Below are 21,805 nucleotides of genomic sequence, written 5' to 3'. Positions count from 1 at the left end.
GCGAATCTCGTTGAGGTCCTGGCTGACGGCGTTGTCAGCACGGTAGATGGAGTTGCGCAGACGCAGGCTCAGGTCCTTCGCCGGGCCGCTCTGGACCACGTACTTGAACTGGTTGAACAGTTCACGCTCGGTGCCGTTGGTCTTGCCGCCGGCGTCGATGTCGCTGCCGCGCACGTAGGCCACTTTGTAGCTCAGGCCCGGTACGCCGTAGGTGGAGAAGTCCAGCTCGTAGCTCGCCTGCCAGGAACGCTCGTCCTTCAGGTTGAAGTCGGAGTAGTAGGAGTTGGCCACCCAGATGGTGCTGCCGCCGTCGCCGTAGTCGTACGCGTAGCCGGCATCGCCGCTGTTGCGCTGGTGGGCGATGATGAACGCGTGGGCGCCGACGCTGTACTTGGCCGCCAGGCTCCACAGGGTGTTCTTGTCGTTGTTGCCGTCACCGCCGAAGGCCAGGGCCGCATCCGAGTTGTCGTCGTAGTCGGTGCGGTAGATGTTGAAGTCGAAGTTCAGGGCCTGCTCGGCGCTCAGCGGCAGGTTGTAGTTCACGTTGCCGTAGTACTTCTTGAACATGTCTTCGACGTCGGAGTGGTACAGGGCGAGGCTCAGGCCGTCGTTGACCACGTAGCTGCCACCGATGACCTCGATGCTCTTCAGGCGGTTCGGGTCGCGGGCCGGGTCGCCCATCGGGCTGTCGCCGGTGAAGCGGCCGACATTCAGTTCCAGGCCTTCGATTTCCTTGCTGGTCACCAGGGTGCCGGTGAACGCTTGCGGCAGCAGGCGGCTGTCGTCATGGGACAGGACAGGCAGGGACGGGAACTGGTTGCCGTAGCGCAGTACGGTGTTGGAGACACGCAGCTTGACCGCGGCGCCGGCTTCGGACAGCTCGTCTACCGGGTGGCCATTGCCCCCGCTTTCGGAATCGCCTTCGGTATCGAAGAACGCGGAGTAGTTACGGCCGCGGCCGCTGTCGAGCTTGATGCCGAGCAGGCCATAGACATCGACGCCGAAGCCGACGGTGCCCTGGGTGAAGCCGGACTCGAAAGTACCGATGAAGCCCTGGCCCCAGGTCTTGGCGTCGTTGCGGCCGTCCTTGTAATCACGGTTGAAGTAGGCGTTGCGCAGCAACAGATCGAGGCTCGCGTCCTCGACGAAGCCCTTGGATTCGGATTGCTCGCTGGCATAGGCGGAATGAACGGCAACCGACAGCAGCGCGCACGCGGCGGCCGCGAAGGATTTGCGATGGGACATTGTGTGCTCCTAATACTTTGGCTTTTTGCTTATTGGAATAGGCAGGACGCTGCATGGCGGTTCTGTCCCATGACCTGCGCGGCGCATGACATGGGAAGCGTAGTGCATAGGACTCTTCTGATGAGAGTTCGCGCAGCATGCAGCTGCGCGAATGAATAACAGCTGCGGCCCGAACAAGGAATACGGTCGCGTCGATTGTTAATATCAATTAAATTAATAGCAAGCTATCGACCGGGCCGGTTAGTCTGGCCGGGATGAATTCAGCACGCGATTGTTCGTATTGGTTCGAACGATCGCTGGCTCCCCTTCATCATCCTTTGGTTTGAATTATTGCCGCTTCTCCGGAAGCGGCTTTTTTATGGGCGAAAGAAAAAAGGCGATGGCCTGTTGGCTCTTCGCAATAAACCGAAACTGTCCCTTGTTAGTTTTGCAAGTAGCTGATAGGGAAGGGGATTGTGGGTCGGTTGGCTGCCTGTTGAATGGCTGGCGGAATCAGGCAAGCGTATTGGGCAAGTCGACGGCATGTTCGGGTTGTCGAATGAAAGGCGCATTGGATGTGATGGCCAGCAGTTGTTCGATGATTACCGGCAGGATCGCGGTGATTTACAACGGTATGAGTACTTTCAAAATTCCTTGTAAGTGCTATTGAAAGTTACGAAAAGTGCAAGAATCAAGACGCTAAAGAGCAAGTTGCGGCTCGTGAAACAGTACTGCCGTGCATAAAAAAACCGAAGCAGTGGCTTCGGTTTTTTTATGCACGCCAAGGGCTACTTCTTGCGCCACTGACCCTGCAGCTGGATGTATTGGCCGGCCGGGGTCTTGTCGATGGCTTTCTGCCCGGCGATAGCTTCCACGTCACTGAGCTTGATGCCGTTCTGGATCGCCAGTTTCTGGTACTCGGCGCGGCGTGCCTGGTTGATCAGCTCGGCGATCTCGGCTGCCTGGCCGCCGGAATTCACGACGCCCAGGTATCCGTTGGGCATTTCACCGAGCTGGCCGCTGGCCTTGGCGTCGCCGAGGGCGGACATGGCCTGGTTGAGGTTGAGGGCCATGGCGGGCAGGCTCAGGCTGAGCAGGAGCAGCAGGCTGGCGATGCGTGTGTACAGGGTCATGGTCGGGCTCCTTAGAACAGTCCGCTGGATTCACTGAACATGCTGTCCAGGGCTTTATCCACCTTGATGTAGATCTCGTGCTCGATCTTCACATTGAGGTTGATGTTGATTGGTTCGTTGGGCATCGCCAGCTGTACCGTCGGGGTACAGGCTGTGCTCAGCAGGCCCATCAGCAGGGCGGCAAGACAACTACGCACGCGCATGGCGCTCTCCTTGTTCGTGTTCGGGGCTCAAGGCGTTTCCGCGCCGGGCGCCGCATGGCGTTCGAGCATGCGCTGTTGCACCCGTTGCTTGATGATCTCGTTCACCTTGTCGGTCAGTTGCAGGCTGGCTAGCAGGGTCGGAATGTCTTCCTCCAGGTTGATGTTGAAGTGGATCGGCCGGCCGTTCTCGATGGCCGGATTCTGCCCCTCCAGGCGCATGCCCAGGGTCAGCTTGCCCTGCCGATCATAATTGACCTGGCTGCTGAGGGTGGTAAAGCGAAAGTCTTCCAGGGAATCGGTCACCAGCTTCATGGCCGGGTTGCTGCGCCCCAGCGCGCGGATGCGCTCGGAGTGAAAGCGCAGGTGGCCGCCTGGCGCCCGGGCAGCGACCTGACCGTTCTCGATGCGCACACCCTCGGCGTCGAGCCGCAGGGGCAGTTGCCCGTCGATCTGCCCGCTGCCGGCCAGGCCTTCGGCCGGATAGAGGGTGAACAGGCGCTCCAGTTGAAGGCCGTGCAGGTGCAGGTCGAACAACTGATCGGGCTCGGCCAGGTTCCATTGCGACGGCTCCAGGCGCAGTTGGCCATTCATCAACCCCAGTTCGCCCTGGTCCAGGGTCAGCGTGCCTTGTGCCAGCGATGTGCGTGGCGCGCTGTAGCGGCCTTTGAGCGACAGCGGGCCGAGGGGAATACCGGGATCGAGCTCCTCCAGGCGCAGGCTGGCGATGTCCACCTGCAGGGTGCGCGGCGCCAGGCGAGCGCTCAGCTGGGTGGTCAGGCCACTCAATTCGCTGCGGTCGTAGATGCCGCCCAGGCCGCTGCCCGACAGCGACAGGCGCACATCGGGCGTGCCAGCGGTTGGCGCCAGGCTCAGGCTGGCCGTTGCATTCAGGCGGCCGCTGTTGAGTTCGAGCAGTGCCGGCCAGTCGCTCAGGGTCCGGGCGATGGGGTTGCCGGAACGCAGGAACAGCTCGGCCAGTTGTGCGTTCATTTGCAGCCCTTGCTGAGGGGCCTGCTGCAGCTGGAGGGCCAGTTGCAGGTCGCTGGCGTTCGACAACTGGCCGTTGAGCGTTCGCTGCTTGTCGTTGGCGTCCAGCGTGCCCTGCCAGGACCAGGCCTGAGTGTTGAGTGCGGCCTGCTCCAGGTTCTGCACGCTGGCGCGCAGGGGGCCGGACACCTGCCAACTCTGCACGGCGCCGCCCTGGTGCTGCGCGGTGAGGCGCAGGGCGGAGGTGGCCGCCTCGAGCTGGCGCAGGCGCAGTTCGCTGTGGTTGAGGGCGCCCAGGGTGAGCCGTGAGCCATCAAGCAGGTCAAGGCTTGCCTGCAGGTGGTCCAGGTAACCGCGGAAGCGCAGGTCGAGCTTGGCGTTCTGTGCCTTCCAGGCGTCGAGCGACAGCGCTTTGCCGTTGAATTGCAGCCGGCCTTCGCTCAGGTGCGCAGCCCAGGGCGCGGCATTGGCCAGTGCCAGGCGGGCGCTGACGTCCAGCTCGCTGGCGCCGTGTGCGCTCAGCTCCACCGCCAGCGGCAAGGCCCGTTCTGCCAGGTTTTCGGGCAGCTCGGGAGCGGCGTCGCTGGGTTGGATGCGCAGCTGCAGGGTGTCTGATCGCAGGCTGGCCGGCAGGGCGTCGAGCAGGTCGGGGGACAGGTGATCCAGGTGCAGGTCGGCGGTGAGCTGCTCGGCGAGCCACTGGCCCTTTTCGGTACGGCCTGCGGCAGACAGGTGCCCTTGCAGGCGGCCGATGCCCGGCAACGGCCAGGGTGCGGGCAGGTGGGCGTTGACCGCGACTTCGCCGTTCACTGCGGCCAGGGTGGACAGAGCGAGTTCGTTACCGGGCAGTTGCAACGCCCAGTGCGCCATCAGTTGTGCGGCGCCCGGCGCTTCCGGCAGCTGTGTGCCCGGTGGCAGCGCCCATTCCCGCAGCCAGACCTGCAGGGCGCCGGCCTGACTGAACGCCGGGGCGGCGAGGGTGCCATTCCAGGCCAGGTGGTCGGCTTCCTGATGCAGGGTGTTGTGCAGCTCCAGCTGCGGCTCCTGGTTGACCAGCAGGGTGAGCTGCGTCGCCAGGTCGCCGGCGTCGGGATCGGCATTGAGCAGGGCGCGCCAGGTGAGCTGGTTACCCTTGTGCTGCAGGTTGAGGGTCAGCACGCTGTCCAGCAGCGGCTGGGGTTGCCGGGTCAGCTGCAGATCGCCCAGCAGCTCGCAGCGGCCGCTGGCGCAAGGCAATTCGGCGGTCAGCCGGTCGATGCGCAGGCTTTCTGGCAGCCAGGCGAGGTGGCCGAGCAGTTGCGCGGGCGTCAGCGGAGCGGGGGCTTCGGTTGCCGGCGGCGTGGCCGTCGGTTGCCAGTCGATGGCGAGCGCATCCAGGTGAATGTGCTGCCAGAAGGGCGGCGACAGGCTGAACGCACGCCAGCCCAATGTCAGGCCGCTGGCGTCGACCTGCAGCTGCCCACCGCCGTCTGCCCTGACCAGCGTCAGCGTCGCCAGCTCGATGCCCTGGTTCGAAAGGCCAAGGCCCTGGATATCCAGCGCGCGAATCTGTTGCTGTTCCAGCAGCCTTTGCCAGGCGTGATGGCCGGCGATACCCGCGAGCGCCAGGAGGGCCAGCAGGGCGGTGAGCCGCAGCCAGGTGCGCCGGGCGATCATGGACGGGTTCCAGGGGGGCAGGGCAGTCATGGAATCGGACGTTACCCCAAGCCTGGAAAGACTGCCAATCAGCACAGTCCTAGCGGCGGGTGCTCGCTGCGGGTTATGCCACACAGCACATTGTGCACACCTGGGGTGCCCGACTGGCGAAACGTGTTCTGAAAAACGGTGAAAGAGGGGGGCGACAATAGGACGCGCAGGGTCTGCTGGAGCCTTCGTGAGGCGTGGTTTCGCCCTGTGTAGAGCGGTCGTGCGGCAGCCGTTGGTTGCCCTGAAAAAGGGCGTTGGCGGCGCGCAGTAAACAGACTTGTGCACAATGGCGATGCGTGACTGTCAAGTCCCTTTCGCAGGCTGTCGTAAATCGTTGATTATTCGAAGTCATTTCTTAAGTCAATGAAAAATATGAGTTTTTTCAGCTGGTGAAAAAACCGCCAGTTTGACCCGAGCCCGCATGGCATCGGCTTTTGGCGTGATTTCGCCCATGTTGTCCACTGAGTTATCCACAGCTTCTGTGGATTGTCCCAAGCGTTTGCTCGTGGCGCCCCTTACGGTCGTCCGCGAGGGCTTTACCTCGGCAAAAAAAGGAGTAGAGTGGCGCGCCTTCCCGGTCACCCCCCAGTTTTTTATGCCTCGTGTTCTGCCTCGCGTTGCCGTTGAAGCCACGCCCGCTCGTACCCGCCTGCCCACCCAAGTCGCCGTATGGCTGCTGGACAACCCCCGTCTCGGGCATGCACCCAGCGTCAAGCGCCTGGCAGGACGCCTGCTCAAGCAGCCGGCCCGCGCCGGCGTGGTGCAGGCGCAGAGCCGACTGGGGCAGTTGATGTGCCGCGATTGCGGTAACACCCGCGACCGCCGCATCGGCCTGGAGATGCTGCGCCAGGCGGCGCGCTCCGGCGATCGGCACGCCCAGCTGGAATTGGGGCGTCTGTATTGCCAGCCTCGCACCCTCGAGCCGCAGCAGGCCCGTCACTGGCTGGAGCTGGCTGCCGCCCAGGGTTCGGCGGAAGCCAAACACCTGCTGGGCGGGCTCTGATTCCCGTCTGACCGCCGCCGCGAGGCTGGGTATACTGCCCGGCAGTCTTTTGCGGAGCCCCCCATGCCTATCGATCTTCCCGCTGTGCTGCCGGTCCTGCTCATGGGCATCCTGCTGGCCGGCTTGCCGCTGGCACTGTGGGGGTGGTCGCTGCAGCGGCGTCTGGCCAGCGCGCAACTCGACAGCAGCCTGATGCAGGAGCGCCTGAACAGTGCGCAACTGGCCCAGGCGGGGTTGAGCGCGCAGCTCGATGCCTGCCGGGACGAGGTCGCCGAAATCGGTGAGATCAAGGCCGATCAGCAGGCCGAGCTGGCCGCATTGCGGCGTGAGAACGAACTGCTCCAGCACGACCGTCAGCAGGCCCGCGACAGTGCCCAGGCAGCCCAGGCCCTGCGTGAGCAGCAGGAGCGCGAACTGCGCACCCTGGGGGCCGAACGCGCGGCCCTGAGCGCCGAACTGCGTGACCAGCAGGCCCATCACCAACAGCGCCTCGACGACTTGCAGGGCTCGCGGGACGAACTGCGTGCGCAGTTCGCCGAGCTGGCGGGCAAGATCTTCGACGAGCGCGAGCAGCGTTTTGCCGAAACCAGCCAGCAGCGCCTGGGGCAGCTGCTCGACCCGCTCAAGGAGCGCATCCAGGCATTCGAAAAGCGGGTCGAGGAAAGCTACCAGCAGGAAGCCCGCGAACGCTTTTCCCTGGCCAAGGAACTGCAGCGCCTGCAGCAGCTGAACCAGCGGCTGGGCGACGAGGCGACCAACCTCAGCCGTGCCCTCAAGGGCCAGAAAACCCAGGGCAACTGGGGCGAACTGGTGCTGGAGCGGGTGCTGGAGCACGCCGGCCTGGAGAAAGGCCGCGAGTACCAGACCCAAGTCAGCCTGAAGAGCGCCGATGGCGAGCGCTTCCAGCCGGACGTGCTGATCCGCCTGCCCGGCGACAAGCAGGTGGTGGTGGACGCCAAGGTCAGCCTGACCGCCTACCAGCAGTACATCGTGGCCGATGACGAGAACGCCCGGCAGGTGGCCCTGAAGCAGCATGTGCTGTCGCTGCGCAGCCACCTCAAGGGCCTGTCACTGAAGGACTACCAGCGGCTCGAAGGGCTGCACAGCCTGGATTTCGTGCTGCTGTTCGTGCCGATCGAGGCGGCGTTCTCGGCGGCCCTGCAGGCCGACCCCGGGTTGTTCCAGGAGGCCTTCGACCAGCACATCGTGATCGTCAGCCCGACCACGCTGCTCGCCACCCTGCGGGTCATCGAGAGTTTGTGGCGCCAGGAGCGACAGAGCCAGAACGCCCGGGAAATCGCCGAGCGCGCCGGGGCGCTGTACGACAAGTTCGTCGCCTTCATCCAGGACCTGGACGAGGTGGGCGCGCGCCTGCAGCAACTGGACAAGGCCTACGGGGCGGCCCGCAACAAGCTGTGCGAGGGCCGCGGCAACATCATCAGCCGGGTGGAAAACCTCAAGCTGCTGGGCGCCCGTGCCAGCAAGAGCCTGCCGGGCGACCTGCTGGAGCAGGCAGCGGGGTTGCCGATCCTCGACGAGCTGGACGAGTAGCGCCCCTCAACTTCCCGTTCGGCGCCTCGGCGCTTGCGCCTGAGCCGCGTCGACCTTGGCGATGAATGCCCGTAGCCATTCGGCCAGTTGCCCAGGCTCGGCGAGCAATTGCCAGTGCCCGGCCTTCGTTTCCCGCCGCCGCAGATCAGGCGCCCAGCGCTCCAGCTGATCGAACAGCTGCGGCCGCACGAAGCGGTCGCGGGTCGGCACGACGAGCTGCACCGGGACCTGTGTGTGCCGCAATCGCGGGCGCAACAGACTGCGGATGAAGTTGGCGCGGTACAGCTGGACACCGTGCATGCCGTCGGCGCGCTGGCTGGGGTTCGGCGCCGCGTGGCGGATGCCCTCGAGGCGGTGCAGGAGGCGCGGCCAGGCCTTGTCCAGGCCGAGGCGCCAGGTCAGTTCCGGCAGCCAGGGCAGATGAAAGAAGGCGATGTACCAGGAACTGAGCAGTTGCCCGGTGAGTTCCAGCAGGGCCCCTGGGCGTTTCTGCCGGAGACGTTCGCGCATCCAGTGCCCGACATGGTCCAGGCAGGGACCGGAGATGCTGGTGTAGGAGGCCAATAGCGGCTGGATGCGTGGTTCGGTGACCGCTTCCCAGGCCTGGATCGAGCCCCAGTCATGGGCGACCAGGTGCACCGGCTGGTCGGGGCTGGTGGCGTTGATCACCGCTTCCAGGTCGTTGGCCAGTTTTGCCAGGTGATAGTCACGGCGTGTGTGCGGCCGGGCGGAGGTGCCGAAGCCGCGTACGTCATAGGCGATGATCCGGTAGTGATCGGCCAGCTCGCGTATTAGCGGCAGCCACACGGCGTGGTTGTCCGGGTAGCCATGGACCAGCAGCAGGGGCGGTCCCTCGGCGTTGCCCCAGCAATAGGCGGCCAGCTCGACGCCGTCGCCCTGGATCCGCACCCGCTGCATTGCATTCATGGTCTTTCCCCGGAGAACCGTACGCCACGCGGCGTACGGCCCATTGTTCGGGGCAGGGGGCGCTGGGCCAACCGATCGCAGGTTGGGCGGTGGCTCAGCGCAAGGGCAGGTGCCGGCTGATCAGCGCGCGCAGGGCGGCCGGTTTGACCGGCTTGGCCAGGTAGTCGAGGCCAGCGGCGTGCACTTCGGCGATCAGCTCTGGGCGGCCGTCGGCGCTGATCACCACGCCGGGCACCGGTTCGCCGAGGCGGGTGCGCAGCCAGGCCATCAGCTCGGTGCCGGTTTCGCCTTCGTCCAGGTGGTAGTCGACCAGGGCCAGGTGCGGGCGGATGTCCTCGCTGATCAGGTGTTCGCATTCCAGGCGGTTGCGTGCGGTCCAGACCTGGCAGCCCCAGCGCGACAGCAGGCTGTGCATGCCGGTGAGGATACTGTCTTCGTTGTCGATGCAGATCACCTGGGTGCCGGTCAGCGGCTGGCCGTTGGCTTCGCTGCCCGGGCGTTTCAGGGCCACCGCCGGCGTGCGCGCCAGGGGCACGGTGACGCTGAACACGCTGCCCTTGCCGGGCCAGGAACGCACTTCCAGTTTGTGGTCGAGCACCCGGCACAGGCCGTCGGCGATCGCCAGGCCCAGGCCCAGGCCTTTTTCCGCGCGGGTCTGGTGGCTGTCGAGGCGCTTGAATTCTTCGAAGATCACCTTGCGCTTGTCTTCCGGAATGCCCGGCCCGCGGTCCCACACCTCCAGGCGCAGGTGTCCGTCTTCATGGCGCACGCCGAGCAGCACGCGGCCCTTGGCGTAGCGGAAGGCGTTGGTCAGGAAGTTCTGCAGCACCCGGCGCAGCAGCTTGATGTCGCTGTCCACCCTCAGCCGGCTGCCGCGCAGGCGGAAGTCGATGCCCTGTTCGGCAGCCAGTACCTTGAATTCGGCACCTAGGGTGTCGAACAGCTGGTTCAGGGCGAAGGCGCTGCGTTCCGGGGTCACGCGGCCGTTTTCCAGGCGTGAGATGTCCAGCAGGTCGGTGATCAGGTCTTCGGCCGAGCGCAGCGAGCTGTCGAGGTGCTGCACCAGTTCCTGGGCTTCCCGGGGCAGGGCGTCGTCCTGGTGGGAGAGGGCGGCGGAGAACAGCCGTGCGGCGTTCAGCGGTTGCATCAGGTCATGGCTGACAGCTGCCAGGAAGCGGGTCTTGGACTGGTTGGCGAACTCGGCCACGCCCTTGGCGTCGGTCAGCGCCTGGTTCAGTTGCGACAGTTCGTGGGTGCGTTCGGCGACCCGCTGCTCCAGCCCTTCGTTGGCAGCCTTGAGGGCGCGCTCGGCCTCACGGAACTCGGTGATGTCGGTGAAGCTCATGACGAAACCGCCGCCGGGCATCGGGTTGCCGATCAGTTCGATCACCCGGCCGTTGGGGAAGGTGCGCTCGTAGGTGTGGGCGGTGCCCTGGCGCATCCAGTGCAGGCGCTTGGCGACGTGCTCTTCGACATCGCCGGCGCCGAGCATGCCGCGCTCGGCGTTGAAGCGGATGATTTCGGCGATCGGCCGGCCGACGTAGATCAGCCCCTCGGGGTACTCGAACAGTTCCAGGTAGCGCTGGTTCCAGGCCACCAGGCGCAGCGACTGGTCGACCACGCTGATGCCCTGGGTGATGTTCTCGATGGCGCCCTGCAGCAGGGCGCGGTTGAACTGCAGCACCTCGCTCGCTTCGTCGACGATGCGCACCACGTCTTCGACGTGCATGTCGCGGCCTTCGATGGCGGCCTTGACCACGGCTCGGGTCGACGAGGCGCCCAGCACACCGGCGAGCAGGCGTTCGGTGTGGGCGATCCACTCGCTGTTGGCCGGCTGGTTGGGGTTGAAACCCTTGCCCTGGCGGTAGGCGAAACGGATGAAACTCTGGCGTGCCCGTTCCTCGCCGACGAAGCGGCTGGCCAGCAGCAACAGATCTTCGACTTGCACCGCCAGCAGGCTGCGGCCGGCGGGTTTGTTGCCGAAATCGTGGCTGATGAAGCGGCCGGCCTGCCAGTGTTCGGATACCCGGGTGCGGGAGAAATACGAAACCCAGGCGAACAGCACGAAGTTGCCGGTCAGCGACAGCACCACGCCACGGGTCAGGGCATCGACCTCGAAGCCGATCGGCGCGTACAGCAGGCTGGCCAGGCCGGGCAGGCTCTCCAGCGGCCAGCCGAGGCTGCGCGCCACCAGGGGCATGATCAGGGTGTAGAACCAGATCAGCGCGCCGACGATCATGCCGGCGAACACGCCACGGCGGTTGGCCTGCTTCCACAGCAGGGCGCCGAACATCGCCGGGGCCAGTTGGCCGATGGCGGCGAACGACACCTGGCCGATGGTCGCCAGGCTGGCATTGGAGCCAAGCAGGCGGTAGCACACGTAGGCCAGCAGCAGGATCAGCACGATGCTGACCCGGCGGGCGGTGAGCATCCAGTGGCGGAAGGCCTCGAACGGGCGCTCGGTGTTCTGCCGACGCAGCAGCCAGGGCAACAGCATGTCGTTGGAAATCATGGTCGACAGCGCCACCGAGGCGACGATCACCATGCCGGTGGCGGCGGAGGCACCGCCGATGAAGGCGAGCATGGCCAGCGCCGGGTGTGCTTCGGCCAGCGGCAGGCTGATGACGAAGGAATCAGGCGTCACGCCCGATGGCAGGAGCATCTGCCCAGCCAGGGCGATCGGGATGACGAACAGCGCGGCCAGCACCAGGTAGGCGGGGAACACCCAGCGCGCCAGGCGCAGGTCCTTGGGCTCGATGTTCTCGACCACGGTGACGTGGAACTGCCGGGGCAGGCAGACGATGGCGATCATCGCCAGGCCTGTCTGCACGATCATCGCCGGCCAGTTCACCGATTGTTCCCAGAAGCTTTTCAGTTCCTGGTTGACCCTGGCCTTGGCGATCAGGTCGCCGAAGCCGTTGAACAGGCCGTAGGTGACGAAGGCGCCGACCGCCAGGAACGCCAGCAGCTTGACCAGCGATTCGAAGGCGATGGCCAGCACCATGCCCCGGTGGTGTTCGGTAACGTCCAGGTTGCGGGTGCCGAACAGAATGGTGAACAGGGCCAGGGCCAGGGACACGATCAGGGCTGTGTCCTGGGCGCGGGTGCCGGCGGAATCCGGGCCGGCGCCGATCAGCAGGTTCACCCCGAGAACGATGCCCTTCAGTTGCAGGGCGATATAGGGCAGCACACCGACCAGACAGATCAGCGCCACCACCACCGCCAGGGACTGGGATTTGCCGTAGCGCGCGGCGATGAAGTCGGCGATGGAGGTGATGTTTTCCTGTTTGCTGATCATCACCATCTTGTGCAGCACCCAGGGCGCGAACAGCAGCAGGATGATTGGGCCCAGGTAGATGGGCAGGAACGACCAGAGCTGTTCGCCCGCCTGGCCGACCGCGCCGAAGAAGGTCCAGCTGGTGCAGTACACCGCCAGCGACAGGCTGTAGACCCAGGCCCGCACGCGAGGCGGCATGGGCGCGCGGCGGCGGTCGCCATAGAACGCGATGGCGAACAGGATGGCCATATAGATGAGGGCGACCGCTGCGATCAGCCCGCTGGACAACGACATGCACACTCCGAGAGCAAACTAAGTAGGGCTTTACCGGTCGAAGCCAGGCGGTATGCGCAAACCGGCATACCCAGACGATACGTCAAACCGAATGCCCACAGTGTCGCAGTAAAGTCGTATGGCGTCAGGCGCTACCAAGGTCGCACCCGGATGCCGCACGGCCTTGCCATACTCAGGATCACGCACAGGGATACCGACCGGATGAATCGCCGGGTGTGTACCCATGTCCCAGGAGGGACCCATGTTCAAGCCGCAACTCATCACCCTGCAGCGAGGCGCGCTGCGTATCGAGCCGATGGTCGATGGGGATATCCCCGCGCTGGTCACCCTGGCCGAGGCCAATCGCGAGGAGCTGGTGCACATGAGTGGCACCCAGCGCCTGGACTGGTACCGCCAGGGGCTGCTGGAGCAACGCGAGGGCAAGGCATTGCCGTTCGTGATCCGCTTGAACGATCAACTGGTGGGCACCACCCGCTTCGCCGATTTCATGCCGACCCTGCCGGCCACCGAGATCGGCTGGACCTGGCTCGACCGCGCCCAGCACGGCACGGGGCTGAACGACACGGTCAAGTACCTGATGCTGCGCCACGCGTTCGAGAGCTGGAGCATGGTGCGCGTGCAGCTGAAAACCGCGAGCAGCAACCTGCGGGCGCAGCGTGCCATCGAAAAGCTCGGGGCCCAGCGTGAAGGCGTGCTGCGCAATCACCGGCGTCTGGCCGACGGACGCCTGGCCGACAGCGTGTTATATAGCATCACCGACCACGAGTGGCCGGCGATCAAACAGCAACTGGAGGCGCGCTTCAGCGCATGAGTCATGCACGGGTTGGAAACACGGGAACAGGCCAGGTTCAGCACTGCCGAGGACCTCGGCGGGCTCGAGCTGTTGTCGGCACGCTTCATCGAACACCGTTTCGCCCCCCATGTGCATGAAAGCTATGTGATCGCCGTGCTCGAAGCCGGGGCCGAGCGTTATCGCTACCGGGGCGAGGAGCACCTGGCGGCGGCCGGCAGCATCGCCTTGCTCAACCCCGATGAGGTACACACCGGCTCCAAGGGCGCGGAGCAGGGCTGGCGCTACCGGGTGTTCTACCCGCAGGCGCAGCAGTTCGAAGCGTTGCTGGATGAGCTGGACCTGTCGCGCGAGGCGCTGCCCACGTTCCAAGGCAGCGTGTACCACGACCCTGAGCTGGTGAAGGTGCTCGGGCAATTGCATCGGTTGCTGGAAGACCGCTCGACGACCGCCTTGCAGCGCCAGACCTGCTGGCGGGAGATCATGCTGCAGGTGTTCCAGCGCTACAGCCGCTTGCCGTTGCCGGGGCAGGTCGGGCGCGAGCCTGTGGCGGTGTCCCGGGCCAAGGACCTGCTCGGCAGCCAGCTCGCCGACCCGCCGTCGCTGGAGGCGCTGGCGCAGGCGGTCAATCTGTCGCCGTTCCATTTCGCCCGGGTGTTTCGCCGTGCCACCGGCATGCCGCCGCACGCTTGGCTCAAGCAGCGCCGCCTGGATAAGGCCCGGGGCTTGCTGAAGGCCGGCTGCGCGCCGCTGGATGTCGCGCTGCAACTGGGCTTTTCCGACCAGAGCCACCTGACGCGGCAGTTCAAGCAGGTCTATGGCGTGGGGCCGGGCGAGTACCGCAAGGCCTGCGCCGCCTCCTGATCCTGTCGCTGCGCAAGATCGTTCAAGACGTCTCCGTCGGCCTCCGATAGCCTGCGGGTCAGAAGGAGACGTTTCCATGACCCGCTCGCATGAATTCACCCAGGGTGCCCGTGACATGGTGCCCATGCTGCTCGGTGCGATACCGTTCGGCATCATCTTCGGCAGCCTGGCCGGCGCCGCCGGGCTGACCCCTTGGCAGACCCTCGGCATGTCGCTGCTGGTGTTCGCCGGCTCGGCCCAGTTCATTGCCATCAGCCTGCTCGGCGCCGGTGTCGGCCTGGCGGTGCTGCTGCTCACCACCTTTGTCGTTAACCTGCGCCATGCGCTGTATAGCGCCAGCCTGCAGCCCTATGTCCGGCACCTGCCCAAGCGCTGGCGCATGCCGCTGGCCTTCTGGCTGACCGACGAAGCCTATGCGGTGGTGGTGCACCGGTACGCCGAGACCGACGCCTCGCCGAACAAGCATTGGTACTTCCTCGGTGCCGCGCTGGCCATGTACGTGAACTGGCAGCTGTGCACCCTGGTGGGCGTGGTATTCGGCCAGAGTGTGCCCAACCTGGGCGCCTGGGGCCTGGACTTCGCCATGCTGGCGACCTTCATCGGTATCGTCGTGCCGATGCTGCGCAACCGTCCGCAGGTGGCTGCGGCTCTGGTGGCGGCGGCGGTGGCCCTGGTCTGTCACGCATTGCCCTACAAGCTGGGGCTGCTGGCGGCGGCGTTCAGCGGGATTGTGGTGGGGGTGCTGCTTGAGCGGCGCAGCGGGCTGGTAGTCGAGGAGCTAGCGTGATGGAAAACTGGGTGTTGATTTTCGGCATGCTGGCGATCACCTATTCGATCCGCTACAGCCTGTTCGCCTTTCCCGATCTGCGCTTTCCGCCGCTGATTCGCCAGGCGCTGCATTACGTGCCGACGGCGGTGCTCACCGCCATCGTGGTGCCGGTCATGTTCATGCCGGACGGTGAGCACTGGCAGGTGAGCCTGGACAATGCCTACCTGCTGGCCGGCCTGGCGACGATTGCGATTGCCGCGCTGACCCGTCATCTGCTCGCGACCATCGGCGGCGGCCTGCTGGTGTTCTTCCTGCTGCGCTGGGCCCTGGGGCAGTTGCCGATCTGAGTTTTTTTGCCGCAACGCGCAGCAAAATTCACCGTTACCTGTGGCTTTGCCGGGGCCTCTTGCAGTCCAATGCTCGATGCCCCCGTTGGCTTTCAGCAGACAGGTACACGGACGATGACCCAACACTCGCAATTCGCCCTGCTTGGCAAGAAACGCTTTTTGCCGTTCTTCATCACCCAGTTGCTCGGCGCCTTCAACGACAACATCTACAAGCAATCGCTGATCCTCGCCATTCTGTTCAAGCTGACCGTCAGCGCCGACCGCGACCTGCTGGTCAACCTCTGCGCCTTGCTGTTCATCCTGCCGTTCTTCCTGTTTTCCGCCCTGGGCGGGCAGTTGGGGGAGAAGTTCGACAAGGACGAGCTGATCCGCAAGGTCAAGTTCGCCGAAATCTTCATCATGTTGACCGGCGCGGCGGGCGTGCTGCTGGGGAGCCTGCCGCTGATGCTGTTTTCGCTGTTCGCGATGGGCACCCAGTCGGCGCTGTTCGGCCCGGTGAAGTATTCGATCCTGCCCCAGCACCTGCAGCCCGAAGAGCTGGTGGGCGGTAACGCGCTGGTGGAGATGGGCACCTTCCTGGCCATTCTGGCCGGCACCCTGACGGCCGGAATCATGATGGCCAGCAGCGCCTACGCCGGCATCGTCGCCTCCAGTGTGGTCTGTGTATCGGTGGTCGGTTACCTGGCCAGCTGCAAGATACCCCACGCGCCGGCGGCCTTGCCGAGCCTGGAGCTTGACTGGAACATCTTTCGCCAGACCTGGCTGACCCTGAAACTCGGCCTCGGCCAGCGCCCGTCGGTATCGCGCTCGCTGGTGGGCAACTCCTGGTTCTGGTTCCTCGGGGCGGTGTACCTGACGCAGATTCCGGCCTATTCCAAGGAATGGCTTTACGGCGACGAAAGCGTGGTCACGCTGATTCTCACGGTGTTCTCGGTGGGCATCGCCCTGGGCTCGATGCTCTGCGAGCGCATGAGCGGGCACAAGGTCGAGATCGGCCTGGTGCCCTTCGGTTCGATCGGCCTGACGCTGTTCGGCATCCTGCTCTGGTGGCATTCCGGCGGCTTCCCCCAGGGCACCGAACCTCACGACTGGCTGACGGTGCTCGGTCACGGGCAGGCCTGGTGGATTCTCGGTTCGATCCTCGGCATCGGGGTGTTCGGCGGTTTCTACATCGTGCCGCTGTATGCCCTGATCCAGTCGCGCACCGCAGAGAACGAGCGGGCACGGGTGATTGCTGCCAATAACATCCTCAATGCGCTGTTCATGGTGGTCTCGGCCGTCATCACCATCCTGTTTCTCAGCGTCGCCGGGCTGTCGATCCCGCAGTTGTTCCTGGTGATCTCGCTGATGAACATCGCGGTCAACAGCTACATCTTCAAGATCGTTCCCGAGTTCACCATGCGCTTCCTCATCTGGCTGCTGGGGCACTCGATGTACCGCGTCGAGCACAAGGGGCTGGACGCGATCCCGGAAGAGGGGCCGGCGGTGCTGGTGTGCAACCACGTGTCCTTCGTCGATGCCCTGCTGATCGGCGGTGCGGTGCGGCGGCCGGTGCGGTTCGTCATGTACTACAAGATCTACAACCTGCCGCTGCTCAACTTCATCTTCCGCACCGCCGGCACCGTGCCGATCGCCGGGCGCAACGAGGACCTGCTGATCTATGACGCCGCGTTCAAGAAGATCGCCGAGTACCTGCGTAACGGCGAGGTGGTGTGCATCTTCCCCGAGGGCAAGTTGACCGCCGATGGCGAGATCAACGAGTTCCGCAACGGCGTCGAGCGCATCCTGCAGGAGAACCCGGTGCCGGTGATTCCCATGGCGTTGCAGGGGCTGTGGGGCAGCTTCTTCAGCCGCGACCCGAACAAGGGCTTCCTCCGTCGCCTGTGGTCGCGCATCCAGTTGGTGGCGGGTACGCCACTCGACCCAGAGTTGGCCAACCGGCAGTTCCTGCAGGAGCAGGTGACGCGATTGCGCGGTGATATCCGCTGAAAAGAAAAGCCCCGGCAGATGCCGGGGCTTTTCTTTTCAGGCAGGGTTATCCGTGGCTGAGCTTGAGGCCGATCAGGCCGCAGATGATAAGCGCCACGCTGACCAGCCGCACCAGGGCCATGGACTCGCCGAACAGGATGATGCCGGCGATGACCGTGCCGACCGCGCCAACGCCGGTCCAGATCGCGTAGGCGGTGCCCAGGGGCAGTTCTTTCATCGCCAGGCCGAGCAGGGTCAGGCTGACGATCATGGCTGCGACGGTGAGGGCGGTGGGGAGAGGGCGGGTGAAGCCGTCGGTGTATTTCAGGCCGATGGCCCAGCCGACCTCGAACAGGCCGGCGAAGAACAGGATGATCCAGGACATGGTGACCTCCAATCAGGGTTGGGGTCGTCCCCGACAGTCGTGCACGTGGGGCCGGGGTCGTCCCCGGCGTGCCCCAATAGTGTGCACGAATTGCCTGTCGGGGAAAACGGATCAGTCCGCCTTGTCGTCCTTCATGCGGCGGTACAGCGTGGCCAGCAGCGGCCCCGACAGGTTGTGCCAGACGCTGAACAGGGCGCTGGGGACCGCGGCCAGGGGCGAGAAGTGCGCGCTAGCCAGCGCCGCGCCGAGCCCGGAGTTCTGCATGCCCACTTCGATGGACAGGGTTTTGCGCTGTGCCAGTGGCATGCCGGTCAGGCGTCCGGCCAGGTAGCCGAGCGCAAGGCCGATGCCGTTGTGCAGGATCACCACGGTCATGATCAGCAGTCCCGATTCGGCGATCTTTCCCTGGCTGGCCGCCACCACGGCGGCAACGATGGCCACGATGCTGATCACCGAGATCAGGGGAAGCACCTCCACCGCCATCTTTACCCGTTCGCCCAGCAGGCGTTGTGCGACCAGGCCGAGGACGATCGGCAACAGCACCATCTTGAGGATCGACAGGAACATGGCTGAAAAGGACACGGGCAGCCATTCCGAGGCGAGCATCCAGATCAGCGCCGGGGTGACCACCGGGGCGAGGAGGGTGGTCACCGCCGTGATCGACACCGACAGGGCAACGTCACCCCGGGCGAACCAGGTGATGACGTTCGACGCGGTACCGCCCGGGCAGCAGCCGACCAGGATCACGCCCACCGCGATTTCCGCTGGCAGCGCGAACAGCTGGCACAGCAGCCAGGCCAGGGCCGGCATGATGACGAACTGTGCCAGGACGCCAATGGCCACCCGTAACGGGCGACGCGCCACTTCGCGGAAATCCTCGCCCTTGAGGGTCAGGCCCATGCCGAACATGATCAGACCGAGCAACGGCACGATCCAGGCCGTCAGCGGCAGGAAGGCGCCGGGCAGGAAGAACGCCAGCACGGCGAACAGCAGGACCCACAGGGCGAAGGTGTTGCCGACGAAGCGGCTCAGGGCGATCAGGGCGGACATGGGCACGGTTCCGGTCTGGCGGACGGGGATGCCGAGCAGAGCTTGCTCGGCGCGGATCAGGGGCAGGGGCGAGTGAAGCATCAGCACGCTTCACTCGCTCGGTTGCGCAGCAGCCTTTAGATACCCTGCGGAATGTCTTCGCCACCCAGGGCTTCGAACAGCGCCGGCAGGAATTCGACGAAGGTCATCATCATCAGGGTGAAGCTGGCGTCCAGCTGGCCCAGGTTGTCGTCGCCGCCATCCTGTTCGGCCTGCTCCTGCAGCAGGTCTTCGAAGCGCAGGCGCTTGATCACCAGCTTGTCGTCGAGCACGAAGGACAGCTTGTCCTGCCAGGCCAGGGACAGCTGGGTCACCTGCTTGCCGGAGGTCATGTGCAGCTGGATTTCGTCGCCGGTCAGGTCCTGGCGCTTGCAGCGCACCACGCCGCCGTCTTCATGGGTGTCACGCAGCTCGCACTCGTCGAGCACGTGGAAATCGGCCGCCGCCTGCTGGGCCTTCACCCAGTCGGTCATCTGGGCGCTCGGGGCGATCTTCACGGTGAGCGGGCGCACCGGCAGCGAGCCGATGGCTTCGCGCAGGGTCGACAGCAGGTCTTCGGCACGCTTCGGGCTGGAGGCGTCGACCAGGATCAGGCCCTGGGCCGGGGCGATGGCGGCGAAGGTCGCCGACTTGCGGATGAAGGCGCGGGGCAGGAAGGTCTGCACGATCTCGTCTTTCAGCTGATCGCGCTCCTTCTTGTAGACCTTGCGCATCTGCTCGGCCTCGATCTGCTCGACCTTTTCCTTCAGGGCGTCACGCACCACGCTGCCGGGCAGGATGCGTTCTTCCTTGCGCGCGGCCACCAGCAGGAAACCCTGGCTGCTGTGCACCAGCGGGGCGTCGGCGCCTTTGCCGAACGGGGCGATGAAGCCGTAGGTGGTCAGCTCCTGGCTGGCGCACGGGCGGGCCGGCTTGGCGGCGAGCGCGGCTTCGAGTGCGTCGGCATCGAAGGGAACGTTCTGGGTAAGGCGATAGACCAGCAGGTTGCGGAACCACATGAGGGGGTGACTCTCCATTCGGTGTAGGGTCGCGAGACAACGCCATCCCGGGTTTGTCCTTCGCCATGGCGAAGGTGGCGTGCAGCGACGGATGAGAGAAGCGGTCAGACCGTGAACGCCGGCGGGCGTTCGCAGACACTTACGGCAGGCCGTTAACGCAAAGCGCGCATTATTGTCCCCCCTGGCGCCTCAGGCCAAGCCCGAGCGTCGTTTGCGCTAAGCCTTTGGCGTGTCGATAAAAATTTTTTAAAACAGTGCTTGCCAAGGTTCGAATGGCTCTCTAGAATGCGCCCCACTTCGAGAGTGAAGGGTGATTAGCTCAGCCGGGAGAGCATCTGCCTTACAAGCAGAGGGTCGGCGGTTCGATCCCGTCATCACCCACCAACTCGCCTTCGAGGTTACGCGCAGCGGTAGTTCAGTCGGTTAGAATACCGGCCTGTCACGCCGGGGGTCGCGGGTTCGAGTCCCGTCCGCTGCGCCATTTCTCTCCTCGCTTCATCCCTGCTTCATTCCCCTCGTGACACACGCTTCATTCCTGCAAAAAATCGTTTAAACACCTGAACTTATGCATGTAGGCCGGTTCGTATCCTGGTAGCCAGTGATCACGGCAGCCTGCTAAGCTCGCGTCTTCACTCGATTGCCCGCCGGGCGCCCCGAATCAAAGGAATAAGCATGAAACAGCATCGTTTAGCAGCGGCGATTGCCCTGGTGGGTCTGGTCCTCGCGGGCTGCGATTCGCAGACCAGTGAAGTGAAACTGGAAACCCCGGCGCAGAAGGCCTCCTACGGCATCGGCCTGAACATGGGCAAGAGCCTGGCTCAGGAAGGCATGGACGATCTGGATTCGAAAGCGGTCGCTCAGGGCATCGAAGACGCCATCGGCAAGAAAGAGCAGCGCCTGAAGGATGAAGAGTTGATCGAAGCCTTCGCCTTCCTGCAGAAGCGTGCCGAAGAGCGCATGGTCGCCATGAACGAAGAGTCGGCCAAGGCCGGCAAGAAATTCCTCGAAGAGAACGGCAAGCGTGAAGGCGTGACCACCACCGCTTCCGGCCTGCAGTACGAAGTATTGAAGAAAGCCGACGGCGCCCAGCCGAAGGCCACCGACGTGGTGACCGTGCACTATGAAGGCAAGCTGACCGATGGCAGCGTGTTCGACAGCTCGGTAGAGCGTGGCAGCCCGATCGACCTGCCGGTCAACGGCGTGATCCCGGGTTGGGTCGAAGGCCTGCAGCTGATGCACGTGGGCGAGAAGTACAAGCTCTACATCCCGAGCGAACTGGCCTACGGCGAGCAGAGCCCGAGCCCGGCGATTCCGGCCAACTCGGTGCTGGTGTTCGAGCTGGAGCTGCTGAGCATCAAGGGTGACGAAGCCCCGGCTGCCGAAGCCGAACAGCAGTAACACTCCACTGATTCCCCTCAGCGCCCCGTCTTGACGGGGCGTTGTCGTTTCTGAGGGTTCGCGGGGCGAACCCGGGAGCGGTTGTCGGGTCAGAAAGGGGGAGGGCAGCGCAGGAGGTGTTACGGTTATGCACATTCTTGCAACCATTCCTATTTGGCTTTGCGCTGCTGCCGGGAGGAAATCTTTGACTTTATTAACTTATTGATTTAGTTGATTTTTATCTGTTGGGCAAAAAATGCCCGATCTGTATCCAGGCCCCATGGGCCGTGGGTTTGGTACGCTCATTCAGAATCTGTTCACAAGGTTATCCACAGCATTGGTGGATAACTCGAGCCAGCCTAGCAACGGTGCGGGCTGGCAAGGAGCACCCATGAAAATGCCTCGGAATTTTGCCCGTTTCCTGCCACTGGCCCAGCGTTTCATCGCCGGGGGAAGGTTGCCCGCGCTGCTACTGGCGGTCGCTCGAAAGAGTGGCAAGCAGGGCCCGCGTCTCTCCGGGCTGAAAGATGACCTGCGCCTGATGCAGAGCCTGTGCCTGGCCTGGTGGCGGGGTGAATACCGGGCTATCAGTTCCCAGGCGTTGCTGTCGGTGGTGGCCGGGTTGTTGTATTTCGTAACACCGCTGGACGCGGTACCCGACTGGTTGTTCGGGGTCGGGCTGGTCGATGACCTGGCCGTGCTGGCCTGGGTCTTGAGCACCTGGCAGGAGGAACTGACGGCCTTCCGCACCTGGCGCGACGGGCAGAGCCCGGAGGCGCTGGCCGTCATCGAGCGGCTGCCGGATGCCACGCCGCCGAAGCTGGAATCCTGATCGACGCCGCCCAGGGCGGCCACTCCGTTGCGCAGAGCGCGTACAGATCACGCCGTTTGCCGTTAACGGCTGTTAAGATGGCGATCTGCACGGAAGGTACC

The 21,805-nt window shown here is 64.6% G+C and carries 19 protein-coding genes and 2 tRNA genes; 11 read left to right on the top strand and 10 right to left on the bottom strand.

The features are described from left to right. The 5 genes from N5C28_RS11130 to N5C28_RS11110 form a co-directional block, all read right to left on the bottom strand. Positions 1 to 1,245 (bottom strand): OprD family porin (locus N5C28_RS11130; protein WP_279822250.1); only part of this gene is annotated, 1,245 nt, incomplete at its 3' end. 767 nt (positions 1,246 to 2,012) lie between these two features. Next, positions 2,013 to 2,357, bottom strand: coding sequence for a YdbL family protein (locus N5C28_RS11125; RefSeq protein WP_279822248.1), 345 nt, complete (start codon positions 2,355 to 2,357; stop codon positions 2,013 to 2,015). Positions 2,358 to 2,368: 11 nt separating this feature from the next. After that, positions 2,369 to 2,560, bottom strand: a complete 192-nt coding sequence (locus N5C28_RS11120) for a YnbE family lipoprotein (protein WP_279822247.1) — start codon at positions 2,558 to 2,560, stop codon at positions 2,369 to 2,371. Between the two features lie 27 nt (positions 2,561 to 2,587). After that, complete coding sequence (locus N5C28_RS11115; RefSeq protein WP_279822246.1) at positions 2,588 to 5,233, bottom strand: YdbH domain-containing protein; 2,646 nt, start codon at positions 5,231 to 5,233, stop codon at positions 2,588 to 2,590. 360 nt (positions 5,234 to 5,593) lie between these two features. Continuing rightward, positions 5,594 to 5,728, bottom strand: a complete 135-nt coding sequence (locus tag N5C28_RS11110; protein WP_279822244.1) for a hypothetical protein — start codon at positions 5,726 to 5,728, stop codon at positions 5,594 to 5,596. Between the two features lie 100 nt (positions 5,729 to 5,828). Between N5C28_RS11110 and N5C28_RS11105 the strand changes: the two genes are divergently transcribed. Further along, positions 5,829 to 6,236 carry a sel1 repeat family protein gene (locus N5C28_RS11105; RefSeq protein WP_279822242.1) on the top strand — a complete coding sequence of 136 codons (408 nt, stop codon included), beginning with the start codon at positions 5,829 to 5,831 and terminating at the stop codon, positions 6,234 to 6,236. Positions 6,237 to 6,425: 189 nt separating this feature from the next. Further along, positions 6,426 to 7,787 (top strand): DNA recombination protein RmuC, encoded by a 1,362-nt coding sequence (gene rmuC, locus N5C28_RS11100; protein WP_279822269.1) that lies wholly within the window; start codon positions 6,426 to 6,428, stop codon positions 7,785 to 7,787. A 6-nt stretch (positions 7,788 to 7,793) separates the two neighbouring features. Here rmuC and N5C28_RS11095 read toward each other — a convergent pair whose 3' ends face one another. Both N5C28_RS11095 and N5C28_RS11090 read right to left on the bottom strand, forming a co-directional pair. Continuing rightward, positions 7,794 to 8,714 (bottom strand): alpha/beta fold hydrolase, encoded by a 921-nt coding sequence (locus N5C28_RS11095; RefSeq protein ID WP_279822241.1) that lies wholly within the window; start codon positions 8,712 to 8,714, stop codon positions 7,794 to 7,796. 94 nt (positions 8,715 to 8,808) lie between these two features. Continuing rightward, a complete protein-coding gene (locus tag N5C28_RS11090; protein WP_279822239.1) occupies positions 8,809 to 12,285 on the bottom strand; it encodes a PAS domain-containing hybrid sensor histidine kinase/response regulator in 3,477 nt (1,158 codons plus the stop codon). 241 nt (positions 12,286 to 12,526) lie between these two features. On the opposite strand from N5C28_RS11090, the gene N5C28_RS11085 reads away from it, so the two are divergent. The 5 genes from N5C28_RS11085 (at position 12,527) to N5C28_RS11065 (ending at position 17,044) form a co-directional block, all read left to right on the top strand. Further along, positions 12,527 to 13,096 carry a GNAT family protein gene (locus N5C28_RS11085; protein ID WP_279822237.1) on the top strand — a complete coding sequence of 190 codons (570 nt, stop codon included), beginning with the start codon at positions 12,527 to 12,529 and terminating at the stop codon, positions 13,094 to 13,096. 3 nt (positions 13,097 to 13,099) lie between these two features. Then, a complete protein-coding gene (locus N5C28_RS11080) occupies positions 13,100 to 13,939 on the top strand; it encodes an AraC family transcriptional regulator (protein WP_279822236.1) in 840 nt (279 codons plus the stop codon). A 76-nt stretch (positions 13,940 to 14,015) separates the two neighbouring features. Next, on the top strand, positions 14,016 to 14,726 hold the full coding sequence (locus N5C28_RS11075; protein ID WP_279822233.1) for an AzlC family ABC transporter permease: 711 nt from the start codon (positions 14,016 to 14,018) through the stop codon (positions 14,724 to 14,726). Further along, complete coding sequence (locus tag N5C28_RS11070) at positions 14,726 to 15,055, top strand: AzlD domain-containing protein (RefSeq protein WP_279822231.1); 330 nt, start codon at positions 14,726 to 14,728, stop codon at positions 15,053 to 15,055. The genes N5C28_RS11075 and N5C28_RS11070 overlap by 1 nt, the downstream gene beginning before the upstream one ends. Before the next feature lie 114 nt (positions 15,056 to 15,169). After that, the gene (locus tag N5C28_RS11065) at positions 15,170 to 17,044 is read left to right on the top strand and encodes an MFS transporter (protein WP_279822230.1); all 1,875 of its coding nucleotides are present in this window, start codon (positions 15,170 to 15,172) and stop codon (positions 17,042 to 17,044) included. Between the two features lie 46 nt (positions 17,045 to 17,090). Here N5C28_RS11065 and sugE read toward each other — a convergent pair whose 3' ends face one another. The 3 genes from sugE to rdgC all read right to left on the bottom strand — a co-directional run bounded on the left by sugE (position 17,091) and on the right by rdgC (position 19,495). Continuing rightward, entirely contained in the window at positions 17,091 to 17,408 is a 318-nt protein-coding gene (gene sugE / locus N5C28_RS11060) for a quaternary ammonium compound efflux SMR transporter SugE (protein WP_279822229.1), read from the bottom strand. Between the two features lie 111 nt (positions 17,409 to 17,519). Then, positions 17,520 to 18,458: a bile acid:sodium symporter family protein gene (locus N5C28_RS11055; RefSeq protein WP_279822267.1), complete on the bottom strand. Its 939-nt coding sequence runs from the start codon at positions 18,456 to 18,458 to the stop codon at positions 17,520 to 17,522. 116 nt (positions 18,459 to 18,574) lie between these two features. Then, entirely contained in the window at positions 18,575 to 19,495 is a 921-nt protein-coding gene (gene rdgC / locus N5C28_RS11050) for a recombination-associated protein RdgC (RefSeq protein ID WP_279822228.1), read from the bottom strand. A gap of 308 nt (positions 19,496 to 19,803) precedes the next feature. On the opposite strand from rdgC, the gene N5C28_RS11045 reads away from it, so the two are divergent. The 4 genes from N5C28_RS11045 (at position 19,804) to N5C28_RS11030 (ending at position 21,704) form a co-directional block, all read left to right on the top strand. Continuing rightward, positions 19,804 to 19,879: transfer RNA gene (locus N5C28_RS11045), tRNA-Val, on the top strand. Positions 19,880 to 19,899: 20 nt separating this feature from the next. Further along, a tRNA-Asp gene (locus tag N5C28_RS11040) sits at positions 19,900 to 19,976 on the top strand. Between the two features lie 191 nt (positions 19,977 to 20,167). Then, positions 20,168 to 20,893, top strand: coding sequence for an FKBP-type peptidyl-prolyl cis-trans isomerase (locus N5C28_RS11035; RefSeq protein ID WP_279822227.1), 726 nt, complete (start codon positions 20,168 to 20,170; stop codon positions 20,891 to 20,893). Between the two features lie 370 nt (positions 20,894 to 21,263). Beyond that, entirely contained in the window at positions 21,264 to 21,704 is a 441-nt protein-coding gene (locus tag N5C28_RS11030) for a DUF1232 domain-containing protein (RefSeq protein ID WP_279822226.1), read from the top strand. Positions 21,705 to 21,805 lie beyond the last annotated feature (101 nt).

This window comes from Pseudomonas sp. GD03944 (assembly GCF_029839275.1).
In the GTDB taxonomy this organism is placed as follows: domain Bacteria; phylum Pseudomonadota; class Gammaproteobacteria; order Pseudomonadales; family Pseudomonadaceae; genus Aquipseudomonas.
This window is presented reverse-complemented; position numbering and strand designations above follow the sequence as displayed.